General features: G+C 59.7%; 17 protein-coding genes. 3 read left to right on the plus strand and 14 right to left on the minus strand.

The features are described 5' to 3' along the window. Positions 1–165: 165 nt before the first annotated feature. The 3 genes from QP868_RS06435 to QP868_RS06445 all read left to right on the plus strand — a co-directional run bounded on the left by QP868_RS06435 (position 166) and on the right by QP868_RS06445 (position 3,015). Positions 166–1,485, plus strand: coding sequence for an MFS transporter (locus tag QP868_RS06435; RefSeq protein ID WP_284925779.1), 1,320 nt, complete (start codon positions 166–168; stop codon positions 1,483–1,485). Between the two features lie 45 nt (positions 1,486–1,530). Further along, a complete protein-coding gene (locus QP868_RS06440) occupies positions 1,531–1,665 on the plus strand; it encodes a hypothetical protein (RefSeq protein ID WP_284925780.1) in 135 nt (44 codons plus the stop codon). A gap of 660 nt (positions 1,666–2,325) precedes the next feature. Next, positions 2,326–3,015: a hypothetical protein gene (locus QP868_RS06445; RefSeq protein WP_284925781.1), complete on the plus strand. Its 690-nt coding sequence runs from the start codon at positions 2,326–2,328 to the stop codon at positions 3,013–3,015. A 104-nt stretch (positions 3,016–3,119) separates the two neighbouring features. On the opposite strand, the gene QP868_RS06450 is transcribed toward QP868_RS06445, so the two are convergent. The 14 genes from QP868_RS06450 to rimM form a co-directional block, all read right to left on the minus strand. Further along, positions 3,120–3,254, minus strand: coding sequence for a hypothetical protein (locus tag QP868_RS06450; protein WP_284925782.1), 135 nt, complete (start codon positions 3,252–3,254; stop codon positions 3,120–3,122). Further along, positions 3,251–4,153, minus strand: a complete 903-nt coding sequence (locus QP868_RS06455; RefSeq protein ID WP_284925783.1) for a nucleotidyl transferase AbiEii/AbiGii toxin family protein — start codon at positions 4,151–4,153, stop codon at positions 3,251–3,253. Before QP868_RS06455 ends, QP868_RS06450 begins: the two co-directional genes overlap by 4 nt. Then, complete coding sequence (locus QP868_RS06460) at positions 4,150–4,728, minus strand: type IV toxin-antitoxin system AbiEi family antitoxin domain-containing protein (protein ID WP_284925784.1); 579 nt, start codon at positions 4,726–4,728, stop codon at positions 4,150–4,152. Before QP868_RS06460 ends, QP868_RS06455 begins: the two co-directional genes overlap by 4 nt. Positions 4,729–4,841: 113 nt before the next feature. Beyond that, positions 4,842–6,017, minus strand: a complete 1,176-nt coding sequence (gene dprA / locus QP868_RS06465) for a DNA-processing protein DprA (protein ID WP_284925785.1) — start codon at positions 6,015–6,017, stop codon at positions 4,842–4,844. Continuing rightward, a complete protein-coding gene (locus tag QP868_RS06470) occupies positions 6,014–7,543 on the minus strand; it encodes a YifB family Mg chelatase-like AAA ATPase (protein WP_284925786.1) in 1,530 nt (509 codons plus the stop codon). The genes dprA and QP868_RS06470 overlap by 4 nt, the downstream gene beginning before the upstream one ends. Beyond that, a complete protein-coding gene (locus tag QP868_RS06475; protein ID WP_284925787.1) occupies positions 7,540–7,893 on the minus strand; it encodes a YraN family protein in 354 nt (117 codons plus the stop codon). The genes QP868_RS06470 and QP868_RS06475 overlap by 4 nt, the downstream gene beginning before the upstream one ends. Before the next feature lie 147 nt (positions 7,894–8,040). Next, positions 8,041–9,312, minus strand: coding sequence for a dicarboxylate/amino acid:cation symporter (locus tag QP868_RS06480; protein ID WP_284925788.1), 1,272 nt, complete (start codon positions 9,310–9,312; stop codon positions 8,041–8,043). Between the two features lie 145 nt (positions 9,313–9,457). Next, the gene (locus tag QP868_RS06485) at positions 9,458–9,772 is read right to left on the minus strand and encodes a DUF2469 family protein (RefSeq protein ID WP_005885026.1); all 315 of its coding nucleotides are present in this window, start codon (positions 9,770–9,772) and stop codon (positions 9,458–9,460) included. A gap of 44 nt (positions 9,773–9,816) precedes the next feature. Further along, a complete protein-coding gene (locus tag QP868_RS06490; protein WP_284925789.1) occupies positions 9,817–10,512 on the minus strand; it encodes a ribonuclease HII in 696 nt (231 codons plus the stop codon). Next, the gene (lepB, locus tag QP868_RS06495; protein WP_005885022.1) at positions 10,509–11,231 is read right to left on the minus strand and encodes a signal peptidase I; all 723 of its coding nucleotides are present in this window, start codon (positions 11,229–11,231) and stop codon (positions 10,509–10,511) included. The genes QP868_RS06490 and lepB (QP868_RS06495) overlap by 4 nt, the downstream gene beginning before the upstream one ends. An 11-nt stretch (positions 11,232–11,242) precedes the next feature. Then, complete coding sequence (lepB, locus tag QP868_RS06500; protein ID WP_284925790.1) at positions 11,243–11,917, minus strand: signal peptidase I; 675 nt, start codon at positions 11,915–11,917, stop codon at positions 11,243–11,245. 11 nt (positions 11,918–11,928) lie between these two features. Continuing rightward, a complete protein-coding gene (gene rplS / locus QP868_RS06505; protein WP_284925791.1) occupies positions 11,929–12,270 on the minus strand; it encodes a 50S ribosomal protein L19 in 342 nt (113 codons plus the stop codon). A gap of 187 nt (positions 12,271–12,457) precedes the next feature. Further along, the gene (gene trmD / locus QP868_RS06510) at positions 12,458–13,282 is read right to left on the minus strand and encodes a tRNA (guanosine(37)-N1)-methyltransferase TrmD (RefSeq protein ID WP_284925792.1); all 825 of its coding nucleotides are present in this window, start codon (positions 13,280–13,282) and stop codon (positions 12,458–12,460) included. 1 nt (position 13,283) lies between these two features. Beyond that, positions 13,284–13,781 (minus strand): ribosome maturation factor RimM, encoded by a 498-nt coding sequence (rimM, locus tag QP868_RS06515; protein ID WP_284925793.1) that lies wholly within the window; start codon positions 13,779–13,781, stop codon positions 13,284–13,286. Between the last annotated feature and the right edge of the window lie 12 nt (positions 13,782–13,793).

Genomic DNA, 13,793 nt, shown 5'->3' on the forward strand with positions numbered 1-13,793 from the left:
ACATGCTAACCTCCGGCGTATGCCGCTCAACGATAAACGAACTCGCCGACCTCACTTTCGCTTCTGACAAGACACTGGTGTTCTGAGCCGTCAAGCACCACACCGCCCCGGGACGAAACGTCACTGACCTCGAATCGCTAATTCAGCTTGCAGAGACATTCCGACTTGCGTCGGCACCAACTGGACTTTGCACCCACGCTCGTCACTCACCACGAAAGATACCGAATGAATACCGGTTCTAAACTCCACGCACCGATTAGTGAACACGAACGTGCCCGCGTGCACAAACGCACGCTCACAGTTGTGATCCTGAGCCAGATCCTTGGGGGTGCTGGCCTGGCTGCCGGGATCGCTGTAGGAGCGCTGCTTGCGCAAGACATGCTCGGCTCCGATGCTCTCTCCGGCTTGCCGACTGGCCTATTCACGCTTGGCTCGGCCCTCGCCGCCTACCTTGTGGGCCGCTCCACACAGCGATTCGGTCGCCGCATGGGCTTGGCCTGCGGGTTCATCACCGGTGGGATCGGCGCTCTCGGCGTCGTGATCGCCGCAATCGCAGACAACGCTCCACTGTTGTTCGTTGCTTTGTTCGTCTACGGCTCAGGCACTGCGACGAACCTGCAAGCCCGCTATGCTGGCACAGACCTGGCACTGCCCAGCAGGCGCGGGTTCGGAGCGAGCATGGCGATGGTCGCCACCACGATCGGTGCCGTCGCAGGCCCCAACCTCATCGAGCCAATGGGCGTTTTCGCTGACGCGATAGGCGTGCCAACTCTGGCGGGTCCGTTCATCCTGGCAGCGGTTGCCTATACCGTGGCTGGTCTCTTCCTGTTCGCATTCCTCCGCCCCGACCCCTACCTGCTTGCACGAGACATAGCCCAACACGAAACAACCCAAGTCGCCCAGAGTGATCAGGCCACGACACTACCGAAAGTCGGGGTGAGCGCATACGTCGGCGCGACGGTAATGGTGCTCACGCAGATCGTCATGATCGCGATCATGTCGATGACTCCGGTACACATGAGAGCCCACAACTACGGAATGGACGCGATTGGTCTCGTGATCGGACTCCATATCGGAGCGATGTGGCTACCCTCACTATTCACCGGCACCCTCGTCGACAAACTTGGTCGCACCCCAATGGTGATCGCGTCCGGAGTCACACTGTTGCTCGCCGGGCTCTTGGCAGCACTTGCTCCTGCCGATTCTCTCGGACTGCTAATCCTTGCGCTCGTACTGCTCGGCCTCGGATGGAACTTTGGCCTAATCGCAGGCACAGCGCTCGTGGTCGATGCAACAGTGCCGCAGAACCGACCTAAGACACAGGGCACCATCGATGTGCTCATCGCGCTCGCCGGCGCCGCCGGCGGGGTGGCATCCGGGGCCGTCTTGCACGCCACGAGCTACCAGGTGCTGTCCATTGGCGGCGGCACCCTCGTTACCCTCCTAATCTCCGTTCTCTTCTGGGCACGGAACGAACAGCGCTGAGGCGAAAGCTCACTGCTTCCCACCACGAGAGCGTTACCCTTTTCCATGAAAGAGAAGAATATGTCTGGGCTGAGCAAAGCCGCCGTGTGGTTGCGTGAACGAGGCATCGATGCGAAAGCGATGGATGAGGGCATCATCGAGTGGAGAGCGAACAAAGACATCATTCTCAACGTCGCTTGAAAACCCGAGACTTACGAACCTCAGAGCACACCGCACTTCCTGCATACGCGCAACACTTCGAGACTCATAGGGGATTTGGGACCGCTCTGTTTGTAGGCTGGATAGACCATCGATCGACTTGTACGGCCCGGACGAGCATTGACGCCTGGCTGGTGTCGCGATGTGTTCATGCGCTCTCTCCTTGTTCAAGGAGGTGCACTTTCCACTCCGCGCCGGCCATTACCGAGCAGGCGATCACCTGGCACCAGTTTGACACCGAGACCTTCGACCTCGGACGCGACGAAGTGCCGGTCAGAGGCGCAGACCTATCGATCGGGCTCTACTCCCCCGAACGTTGCATCGCCGACGCGTTCCGTCTCCGCGGCCAGCTCGGCTACGAGATCGCACGAGACTCACTCAGGGAGTGATTGCGTCGTGGAGGGAAGCCCAACAACCTGATTCAGATCGCCTTGCAGCTCCCCCGGGCCAAGACTCCGATCATCCGCGCCTTGGAGACACTGTTATGACGCGCGGCGAAGAGGTCGACGTCGACCTGATCGGATACATTGATACTCCCAACAAGTACTACAGCCCTGCGAGAACCCTTAGATGCACCACATGAATGACCTAGACCCTCTAATTGTTAGCCTCACTGGATCGGTTACACTCTCTGCTCCGATCGTGTCTGCAATCGAGTCAGGCGAGTTGGAACCAGAAGGAGCGTTCGCACGTTTTTCTGGCACGTGTCACGCCTTGGCTCCGCAGTGGTTTGATTCAAACCAGCTTCAGGCGCATGAAGCGTTTTGGTGCTTCGATGATGGTGCACAAATCGACCAGACAATCAGCGGTGAACTGGCCTGGTTCCAAACAGGCGTTTACACCTCATCGGTCGCACTGCAATCCGTCCCTCTACTGGTCCATGCTGCAGGAGAGGCTGTCAAACAGCTAGGCACTTCCAGCTTCGACAGCATCCGCGTTCAAGTGCCACATGCGAGAGGCGGCTTTGGTGAGGAAGCAATCCAGCAGCTCGTGGACCAGTTTTCAGCGCTAGCCAATGTGCGGTCTGCTGTTGAAGTACATGCGCAATTACTGTGCCGAAGGCACCACAAACGGTGGACCTCAGAAGCTACGACATGGTTCGACAGTACCTACCTGGTGCCACTAGCCTTGCAAAACTTAGAAATGGCGCAGGACCGTGTGAATCTTGACAACCGGTGGGCGCTCCGACAAGCGCAAAGCTTGTGTACTGCAGTATTTTCTGCTCCTGAATGGTCTTTATCACTGGCATCAACAATTGCTGTGCTCATGGTCGAAGCAACACGCGCAACTTGCACCAATGGCACTGTAATTGTGGAAGTCAAACGCGGATGATACGAGTTACTGCGTCGATGCGCTCTTGATGGTTTGTTGCCAACCGACTGCGGGGTACGACGCGCTGTCATGATGCCGCTCTCACCACGCACAGAACAGAGCCTCTAACCAGTCTTCTTCCACCCGTGGGTGTCCTTTGCAGCTCGGCCTTTCATCATGAGCACACCAACCACCGACCGTGCTTCGTTGACCGTCACCCCAGCTTTGCTGGCCACCGAATCCAAACCCGCGCCCCTCACAGTGGGATTTCCCAGGACCGCGACCGCGGATCCCAGGTCGTGCCCGTTGCTCTGCGGTCCAGCACGGGTTCGGCGTATGCGAGGCACTCGGCGAGGAGGTCGGCGAAATGCTCTGGCGTAGTGGCTGCAAGGCGCTGTTTACGCCGCCAGTTCTGCCACCTCCGCTCGGCCAGGTCGGGCATGGTCTCCAGTAGCGGTCGCATTGAGTCCAACTGCGTGTGGCGGTGGTCTGCGACGGCTTCGAGAGCGGCGCGTTGGTCGGCGTAGGTGATGCGGCGTGTGCCGACAATCCAAGCAATGTCGACGAAGTCGCGCCAGCGGGTGTTCACCTCGCCGCGCTCGAGAGCGGTGACGATCTTCTCTGCAAGAACCATGTGGTCGGGGTACCCGCGCAAGCGGAGCGTTCCACCAAGTAAGCATGGCAGTTCCTGCTCGACCGGTGCGGGCCAGATCGGATCGCCAAAGTTAACGTCAACGTGCAAAGCAATACGTGCGGTGGCCAGACGAACGTTGAGTTTGACACGGACGCCGGTATAGACCGCGTCATCACGGATCGACTCACCGGAGACAGAGCCGAGTTCGAAGACCAAGCCGTCATCGGGTTGTTGAACGATGATCTCCCGGACACGAGCCTCAACGTCGAGGATGTAGTTGGGGAACCCGGTGGCGGCGAGGTCGATGTCTCGGGTGGGTCGGCGCGCGGCGAACGCAGCCATGAGCACGCCACCTTTGAGAACGAAGTCGTTCGAAACCTTTGAAGCAACCAGGCGGACGAGGAATCCTTCGAGGGCGTACAGGGTGAAGTACTCTGCCGGATCGCGACGGTGGGCGCGGGCGATGTTGCGCAAGTCGTTATACACCTGACCGGCGCGGGTGTTACGGTTCGGCGCCGGAGTCACAGCAGCACCTCCAACGCCAGGCGCAGCCTCGGCTTCGCCTTGGGGAAGGCATCGGCCATGCGCAGCAACCTCGCCGGCGTTGACCCGGTGCGGGGCAACCACCGCCGGAGTGCATCGTAGGCAGTCTCGCTGCCCTCGTGATGCATGAGTCGGAAACAGTCGATGATGGTCCGCTCGGGCGAGTAGATCGCCATCGTCACACCCGGAGCAACACGGTGTGTTTCACGTCCGAGGGTGAAGGTGTCGGGGGCGAAGCTGTGCCATGTCACGTGGTCGAACCCGGCCGGATGCCTGGTTCCGCGAGGTAAGGCGATGTCGGTGTCGAACGGGATAACGTCGGTGAGGTCATGATGCGCGAGCGCGCTAGTCAGACACATTGTCGCCTCCGATCGCACAGCGGTCGCGGAGGCGAGAGAAACAAAGCGCTCATCAAGCATGCCGGGGTACAGATACACGCCACGTCCCACACGCTCGATCTCCTCAGCCGCGAGCAGGTCGTATACCTCGTCCTTGCGCAGTCCCGCCATACGTGCCTGTTCGAGTGTGAACACCGGCGCCAGGTTAATAGTCGTCACGTCGGTCACCTCCTACATGTACACACATCAAGTGTATGTGTAAACAGTTAGAAACAAAAGAGGGTGACGGTAACTCGCAACACCACCCGGAATCATCAAGCGTTACGGCGCCTCTAGCTGCTCTTCTTCCAGCCGCGAGCATCTTTAGCCGCTCGTCCTTTCATCATGAGCACACCAACCACCGACCGTGCTTCGTTCACCGTCACCCCAGCTTTGCTGGCCACCGAATCCAAACCTGCACCCCGCACCGTGGGCAACGCGGCGAACACCCGCAACTCACGCTCATCCAAATCATCCGTGATCCTCAACTCCGCCTGCGTTGCATACGAATCCCCCTCACGCACCGCGTCCAAACCACCGACAAGCTCTTTGACCTCCTCGGTCGACGTCACCACAACCGCCGCCCCATCACGCAACAGCCGGTGACAACCACTCGACTGAGGATCAGTCACCCGCCCCGGAACAGCCCCCACCGGGCGCCCCAACTCGGCCGCCCGATGCGCCGTATTGATCGCACCCGACCTAAACCCCGCCTGCACCACCACAGTCGCACCAGACAACGCAGCAATCAGCCGATTCCTCGCAAGAAACCTGTGCCTCATCGCAGTTGCACCAGGCGGGCACTCCGACACAATTAACCCCGCGTCAGCAACAGCGCGCAACAAATCAACATTGCCCTTGGGATACAACGAATCCACTCCCCCAGCCATAAACGCCACTGTCGCTGGCCCATTCGCACCTCGCATCGCACCCTCGTGTGCCGCCGAGTCAATCCCGTACGCCCCACCAGACACAACCGTGACCCCATCCCGGGCCAACTCAAACCCCAACGACCTCGCCACACTCACCCCGTAGTCAGACGGCGCCCGCGCCCCCACAAGCGCAATCGCTTTCGACGCCATCACCTTCAACGACCCAGCACCGCGCACCCACACACCCAACGGACGCTCATCACCCAGATCATCCAACGCAGGCGCCCACTCGTTGCCACCTCGGACAATGAGCCTGCACCCCAGCTTGCCCATCACCCGCACATCCCTTGTAGCATCCAGCATGTTCACCCGCGCAGACCACCGCTCAACAGCCGTCGCAAAATCAGCCGAGGAAACCTCGACACCGGCATCGTGCAAGGCCCTCACCACCCGGGACTCAGCGACCTCGCCCCGCACGCACGCCAACACCTGTTCAGGCCCCACCACGTCCACGCACACGCTCAACAACCGGTCCCCCGGTTCAGACAGACGCATGACATCGGCCATCGCCAAAACCACATCATCCACAACGCTCACCCTTCCCTGGTCCGTAACGTGTACGCGTGCGCTAAGTCGTCACCCGTTGGGCGTTCCCGGCCGGCCAAGTCCGCCACCGTCGTTGCAATCCGCACAATCCGGTCATAGCCCCGCATAGTCAGATCACCTCGGTCCATCGCCACATCCAACGGCGCAGTCTCCTGCGGCGTAAACGCGAACAAAGCACGCAACCAACTGCCGGGCGCCCGAGCATTCGTCGTCCACGCCTGACCCTCATACCTACTGACCTGGATCCGCCTGGCCTCAGCTACCCGAGCAGCCACATCCGCCGTAGACTCCCGCACTTCACGCGCATGAACGTCTGCAGCGGACAACGGCAACATATCCATCTGAATGTCGATCCGGTCCAACAGTGGCCCCGACAACCGATCCCGGTACCGCCTCTTGGCAATCGGCGTACACCGGCATGCCTTCCCATCGCCCACCGCCGAACCACACGGACACGGATTCGCCGCCAACACCAGCTGAAACTCCGCCGGTAGCGTCACCGTCCCCCACGCCCGGCCAATCTCACACCGGCTGTTCTCCAACGGCTGCCGCAACGCCTCAAGCACGTCGCGGTGAAACTCCGGGGCCTCGTCCATGAAAAGTACGCCCCGGTGAGCACGGGAAAACACGCCTATCGAGGTGGGTTTGGAACCGCCCACCATGGCCGCCGAGGTCGTTGAGTGGTGCGGAGCTTCAAACGGTGGCGTTGTGTCCAGTCCGAATTCCGGGTTTAACGTCCCGTCGATGGATCGCAGTGAGAAGGTTTCGATGGCTTGCTCTTCACTGAGCGCTGGCAAAAGGCCAGGCAAGCAACCGGCGAGCATGGTTTTTCCCGCACCCGGTGACCCGATCATGAGAATGTGGTGGCCACCTGCTGCCGCGACTTCGAGCGCGTATCGTGCTTCGTCCTGGCCTTGCACCTCTGATAAGTCGTTTACGGACAGCGGTTTTCGTCCCTTAGTCGTGTGCCGCTCCACTGGCGGCAGTTGAGGGACTTGGACGTCCCCACCAAAGTGGTTCACCACTTCGCCTAGCGAGTTAGCGGCGATCACGTTAAGACCCGTCAACATCCGCGCCTCTTTTTCGTTCGCCTGTGACACGACCACTGTTGTGAGCCCGGCTTGTTTAGCCGCGATGAGCGTGGGCACGACACCGTTGACGGGGTGGAGCCGTGAGTCCAAACCCAGCTCAGCGCAAAACACCACCCGGTCTGTTTCTTGCGGGATTCTGCGTTCTGCTTGAAGGATCGCCACCGCGATTCCTAGGTCAAAATTGGTCCCGTACTTCTTCACGCTGGCTGGTGAAAGGTTCACGGTGATGCGTTGAGCACTCATCGCAAATCCCAGGTTCGCCACCGAGGCGCGCACGCGTTTCTTTGCCTCATTCACGGACGTATCAGGCAAACCCACTACGTCAATTCCGGGCAGACCACTGTTGATGCTGGCTTCAATGGCTATAGGTGTGCCTTGTGTTCCCCACAACGCGACCGCGGTAGACCGTCCGACGTGCAAACTCATTGGGCATTCCTCACGTGAGTGAGAACAGGCTGACCGGAGTTCCACACAATGCCAATCACATCGACACGGAACTCAGGCACCCATTCGGGTTGAGCAGATAACCACGCAATCGCCAACCCACGCAACGTGCGCATCTTGAAATAACTGACGTGCTCAAGCGGGTGGCCAGCGCGCACAGTGTTGCGGGTTTTGACCTCGACAAAAACAACGGAGTCACCGTCGCGGGCGATGATGTCGATCTCGCCTCGCCGGCACCGCCAATTACGGTCCAGGATGTGCCACCCCAGACCTGTTAAATGGTCCGTTGCGAACTGTTCACCCAGCGCGCCAAGAGTCTGATTGCGTTCCATGCTTCAACACTGAACGCACAACGCACTCACGCCTAGACGCACTCAGCTAGCTGTGGAAACACCGCGGGCATCCACAGGAACGGCGCCACCTCAACGCAACCCCGCTACCAGGCAAAACTCACTATCCACAGGGAAACATCCCCTGTTTCAGGCGCTTTCCCCAAGTTCAGTGCCGTCAGACGCCTGGGTTTCTTTCTTCATCCAGTCCTTGCCGTCAACCGCGCGGGCAACCATCATCGACGACACGGTGTCACCGGCAGCGTTGATGGTGGTCGCAGGCGGGTCAACCAGAGTACCGATCACCGAAATGATGGGCAGGGCCGCTGGCGGGAACCCGTACATGGAAACGATCATGAGCTCACCAAGGAACCCACCGGACGGAATCCCGGACATCACCATTCCCGAAAGCAACGCAATCAGCACCGCGATCGCGAGCGCTTGAGGGGTGAAAATGTCACGCTCGAAAACAGCGAACAAGAACGCGATCTTCAAAATCGCAGACAGGCACGACCCTTCCATGTGGATTGTCGCACCAATCGGAATGATCGTTTCGCGAATATCGGCCGGAACACCAATGCGCTTTGCCGCACGCAAGTTGCTTGGAATCGACGCAACAGAGCTTCCGGTTCCCAAGGACACGGCGGTTGGCGCCAAAATGTTTGCCCACATGCGACGCATACCTGCCACGCCGCCCGCGAGCCACGAATACAGTGTGAACGCCGCGAAGAAGTACACGATCGCCACGGGGTAGTACACGGCGAAGGCACGGACGTAACCGCCAACCAGCTGGCTGCCCAGTTCACCGATCAACGCCGCAAAGTACGCACCCAAACCAATAGGTGCGTAGTACATGACCAGTCCGGTCATCTTCATGAACACTTCGTTACCGGAGTCGAGGAAACTGCGGAACACCGCGCCTTTTTCCTTGACCAAGTTGGCTGACAGCCCCACCAGAACAGCGAACACGATCAGCGGCAACATGTGCTTCGTGGAGATCACGTCGCTGAAATCCTCCACCGTGAAAGCACCCACGATCTGATCGCCAATAGACAGTTCTTCCTGCTCTTCAGGCATTTCGTCCATGCTGACCTGCACGTTGTCGAGCGGTCGGAAAATCCCCAACGCCAGCAGCATGACGCTCGAAGCGACAATCCCTGTGGCAATGAACACCGCCATCATGGACCCCATGATGCGCCCTAGGCGGGTAGCAGAGTTCATGTTCGCAACGGCAGATGCGATTGAAAAGAACACCATGGGCACCACCAGGGTGAACATCATGTTGATGAACACGGTCCCAAACGGCTTCAAAACCGTGGCGCTTTCGCCCATGATGAGTCCCACGATCGCACCAACGACCACGCCGGTGAGGATCAGAATCGGGAACCGGTAGTTCTTCCATCCACCTGGTTGCGCAGTCATACGTGGTGCTCCTTGCGACTGGGGGTTAGGTCATCAACACAGAGGTGTGCCTACAAAAATTACCGCGGTTGCACTACTTGCGCCAGTGACGCGCCCCAGGCTCGCCTTCAGTTACCCGGTTACCTACCGGATTCTTACTGGACTGCTACCGGATTCCACGGGGTGGTTCAAAGTCGGATTTCGCGATCTCTTCAATGTTGACGTCCTTGAACGTCAGAACATGAACGGTCTTGACGAACCGGGCGGACCTCCATGTGTCCCACACCCACGCGTCGCGCAACGTCAGTTCAAAATAGACTTCACCGTCACTCTGATGAGCCTTGAGATCCACCTGATTGGCCAAATAAAAACGCCGTTCCGTCTCCACCACGTACGTAAAGAGCCCAACAACGTCCCTGTATTCCCGGTAGAGCGCCAGTTCGAGTTCGGCTTCGTACTCTTCGAGGTCCTCCGTGCTCATGCCTTCAGCTTACCCACTGCGTCAGCGAATTGGCCGCCCGCAAGCTACTTCCCCAAGCGAAACGACTTCCGGTGCCACGAGGTCACGCCCAGGTCCGCAATCGCTTGCTTGTGCGCAGGCGACGGGTACCCCACATTGTTCACCCATCCGTACCCGGGGTGTTCACGGTCCAGCGAACTCATCACCGCGTCCCTATCGACTTTGGCGATCAAACTGGCCGCAGCTATTGGAATCCGCTGGTCATCCCCACCCACATACATGCGCACCGGGGGCACCTCCATATGGCTCACGTCGCCGCCCAGCAGGCCCGGTTCGGTGCCCAACCAGTTGAACTTCCCGTCCAGCATCACCAGATCAGCCGCTGGCAACTGGGCGAGCGCCCGCCGTCCCGCCAGGCTCAACGCGGCAGAAATCCCCATCGCGTCGATCTCCTGCGGACTCGCGTACGCAACCACCGCATGCTCCCAGGTGGCACGGACGCTCTCAGCTGCTAACGACCTCGGCCGTGGGGATAACTTCTTCGAATCCCGCAACCCGGCTGGGAACCCGCCGGCGCACAGCGCCTCCAGGTCGCACCACACGCCTCCCACGCCCACTGGCCCGGCAATGCAACCGCGACCCACTTCGTCCATGCCCACGACGCTGGTAACCCCGGCGTCTAACAGCGCGCGTTCCTCGCTTACGTCAGAAAGCCCTCCCCGAGGTGTCCCCCGGCCCCGAGGTGCTGGCGAGTTGGTCACGATGGGTCGGGGACCTTGTCGAAAGTGTCAGGAGCTGTCACCCACGAGAACCGGTTGGTGGGCCACGAAATCACGAACACTGTGCCAACAACTTCGTCTTCTGGCACAAACGGGCCACCTTCGGAGTCGCCGTTGAAGCGTGAGTCAGCGCTGTTGCTTCGGTTATCCCCCATGACCCAGTAGTGGCCCTGCGGCACGTCGACGGAGAATTCCACTTCCGATGGTGGGGCGCCCGGTTTGATGTACGTTTCGTCGATCGCGACACCGTTAACCATGATGCGGCCTTGGTCATCGCAACATTCGACGTGGTCACCGCCCACACCAATGACGCGTTTGATCAGTTGCTGGCCCGCGTTTGAGGGCGCCAGGCCAACGAACTCAAGGAACGGGTTGGGCTTGTATTCTTCCGCAGTCCCAGGGGGCAGCCACCCGCCTGGGTCGTTGAACACCACGATGGAACCGCGTTTAGGGTGTGCGAACGGCAACTGGTTGACCATGATCCGGTCATCGATTTGCAGCGTGTCTTCCATGGAGGCCGACGGGATGTAGAACGACCGCACTACCCATGCTTTCAACGCCGTGGACACGATCAGCGCGATCACCACAATGATCGCGATTTCCCTGAGTGACGCTAGGAACTTTTGGGTCGCCGTGCGTGAGTCCTTCTTGGCTTTCTTGGACTTCTTGGGTTCGTGCTGCTCTTCCGCCGTATCTTCCATCACCGGGAATTCTACCCTTCTTCCGTTCTGTCAATAGACGAACCGTGCCCAATCACCACGCCCACAGCGTCTGACACCCGGATCATGCCCCCGCCCGGGCGGCTGAGCAGATTACGTGAGTCGGTGGAGTTGGCTCGGTTGTCGCCCATGAGCCATAGGCGGTCCGGTGGCACTTCAACGTCGAAGTCCACGTCCGAGGCGCGGGCGGCTTGAGTGCCTCCGTCACCTGGCTCACTTCCAGCGCCTTCCTCACCTGCGCCCGCCAGGTACGGTTCGTCCAACGGTTCGCCGTTGACCAGGAGTTTCCCGTCATCGTTACAGCACTTCACGCGGTCACCGGCCACACCAATGACGCGCTTGACATAAAACACGTCGCGCGGGCCGATACCAAACCACGATCCCACCTTCTGTCCCAACGACGAATTCTGCCCCGACACGAAAGACCCGCGCCCGTCGATAACCACAATGTCACCTCGGCCAATGGAACCCGTTAGAGCGTCAGGCCGCCACACAGCGATCCGGTCATCCGCGGAAATCGTGGGCTCCATGGACTCACTGGGAACCGTAAAAGTCTGGACCACCAGCCCACGCACCAACCCGGCTAGCACCAGCGCGGCCACAACAACTGCGGATAACAAAAACCACGGGCGCCGCCTCAAAGGCACACCCGTGGTTGTTTGTGTCATTCGACCAGAAATTAGCGCTTCTCGCGAATACGAGCAGCCTTACCGCGCAGATCGCGCATGTAGTAGAGCTTCGCACGACGGACAATACCGCGGCTCAGAACTTCAATCTTGTCGACAACAGGTGAGTGGATGGGGAAAATACGTTCCACCGCTACACCAAAGCTAATCTTGCGGACGGTGAAGGTTTCGGAAACGCCGTGGCCCTGGCGTCGGATAACGACACCTTTGAACACCTGGATACGTTCGCGGTTACCTTCAACAACGCGAACGTGAACGTTCACGGTGTCACCGGCGCGGAATTCCGGCAGGTCCGACTTCATTGACTTTGAGTCAAGAGCATCAAGCTTCTGCATTGTTTTTCTCCTACTTGCAGTGCCCCGGATCACTCAAGCACGATCAGTCTAGGTATTGGACCCTAGAGAGATGGAGTCGTCTGCTCACTGGGACTTTCTTGCCCTCCGAGGCAGGCGAAAGTCGGCAAACGCAAGGCACCAGTTTAGTCGCGGGTGGGCGCGGTGGCAAATGCGGGTGGGCGCGCTGTTATGCGTCGCGCTGTTCCGGTGCCTGCCCCGCCTCGCGCTCCTCCTGTGCCTTCCGCACAACCTCCAGGTCGTGCGCGTCGAGGTCGTCCGAATTCAGCTTCTCGATCAAGTCTGGCCGTACCCGCAAGGTGCGTTCCAGACGCTGATCGCGTCGCCACCGTGCGATCGCCCCGTGGTTGCCTGACAGCAGAATCGGCGGCACTTCGTGTCCTCGCCATTGCGCTGGCTTGGTGTAAACCGGGTATTCCAGCAGGCCGTCTTCGTAGCTTTCCTCTTCGAGTGACCCAGGGTTGCCAATGACTCCGGGGATCAGCCTGGCGATCGCTTCGACCATCACCATTGTGGCGACCTCACCGCCGTTGAGCACGTAGTCGCCAATCGAGAACATCTGCACGCGCGCCTGCTCGCCGGCCCAGTCGATCACGCGCTGGTCGATACCTTCGTATCGCCCGCACGCGAACACCAGGTGATCTTCTTCCGCAAGTGCCCGCGCGTGTGCTTGTGTGAAAGGGGTTCCAGCGGGACTGGGAACAATGACCGTCGCCGAGGTGTCCCCCACCTGTTCCTGTCCCTCGCCTTCACGCGGTTCAGGGCGAGTGTTTAACACGGAGTCGAGCGCTTCACCCCAGGGCTCCGGTTTCATGACCATGCCCGCTCCCCCGCCGTAGGGAGTGTCGTCTACTGTGCGGTGACGGTCGTATGTCCAGTCGCGCAGGTCGTGAACATTGACCTGCAACAGGCCGTCTACCTGCGCTTTGCCAATCAGGGAAAGCTGAAGTGGTGTGAGGTATTCGGGGAAAATCGAGAAAACGTCAATGCGCATGTCACATGTCCAGAAGGCCCGCGGGCGGATCGATCTCCACACGGTTGTTGTCCAGATCCACCACTGGCACGATCTCTTCAACGAACGGGATCATCACTTCCCGGCCGGAATCTGCAAGCTCCACGTGGATGAGGTCTTGGGCCGCCCCTGGAGTCACCGCACTCACAGTGCCAATGACAGATCCACTGTGGACGACCTCGGCGCCCACAAGGTCGTCAATGTACCACGCGTCTTCGTCATCAGTTTCGCTCACGTCCACAGTGATCAGGGTGTTGCGGATTTCTTCAGCGCGGTTGCGGTCCGGCACTTCGTCGAACGTCAACATGAGGCGGTCGCGGTGCCAGCGAGCGCGCGTCAGTGTGAGGGGGCCGATGTCGGGGTCGGTGCCAAAGGTCGCACCTGGCGTGAAGCGTTCGTCGGGGTCGTCGGTGCGGACCTCTACGGTCATCTCACCGCGAATGCCGTGGGGTTTGCCCAAGCGGGCGACAACTTGGCTCATGGTCCTCTTTCA

Origin of the sequence: Brevibacterium sp. UMB1308A (assembly GCF_030230605.1) — a bacterium.
Taxonomy (GTDB): domain Bacteria; phylum Actinomycetota; class Actinomycetes; order Actinomycetales; family Brevibacteriaceae; genus Brevibacterium.

Coding starts and splice junctions, on each gene's coding strand:
- QP868_RS06475 (WP_284925787.1), bottom strand. CDS start 7,893: ATGGAACGCAATCAGACTCTTGGCGCGCTGGGTGAACAGTTCGCAACG.
- QP868_RS06480 (WP_284925788.1), bottom strand. CDS start 9,312: ATGACTGCGCAACCAGGTGGATGGAAGAACTACCGGTTCCCGATTCTG.
- rimM (WP_284925793.1), bottom strand. CDS start 13,781: ATGAGCCAAGTTGTCGCCCGCTTGGGCAAACCCCACGGCATTCGCGGT.
- QP868_RS06485 (WP_005885026.1), bottom strand. CDS start 9,772: ATGAGCACGGAGGACCTCGAAGAGTACGAAGCCGAACTCGAACTGGCG.
- lepB (WP_284925790.1), bottom strand. CDS start 11,917: ATGACACAAACAACCACGGGTGTGCCTTTGAGGCGGCGCCCGTGGTTT.
- lepB (WP_005885022.1), bottom strand. CDS start 11,231: ATGGAAGATACGGCGGAAGAGCAGCACGAACCCAAGAAGTCCAAGAAA.
- QP868_RS06470 (WP_284925786.1), bottom strand. CDS start 7,543: ATGAGTTTGCACGTCGGACGGTCTACCGCGGTCGCGTTGTGGGGAACA.
- QP868_RS06440 (WP_284925780.1), top strand. CDS start 1,531: ATGAAAGAGAAGAATATGTCTGGGCTGAGCAAAGCCGCCGTGTGGTTG.
- rplS (WP_284925791.1), bottom strand. CDS start 12,270: ATGCAGAAGCTTGATGCTCTTGACTCAAAGTCAATGAAGTCGGACCTG.
- trmD (WP_284925792.1), bottom strand. CDS start 13,282: ATGCGCATTGACGTTTTCTCGATTTTCCCCGAATACCTCACACCACTT.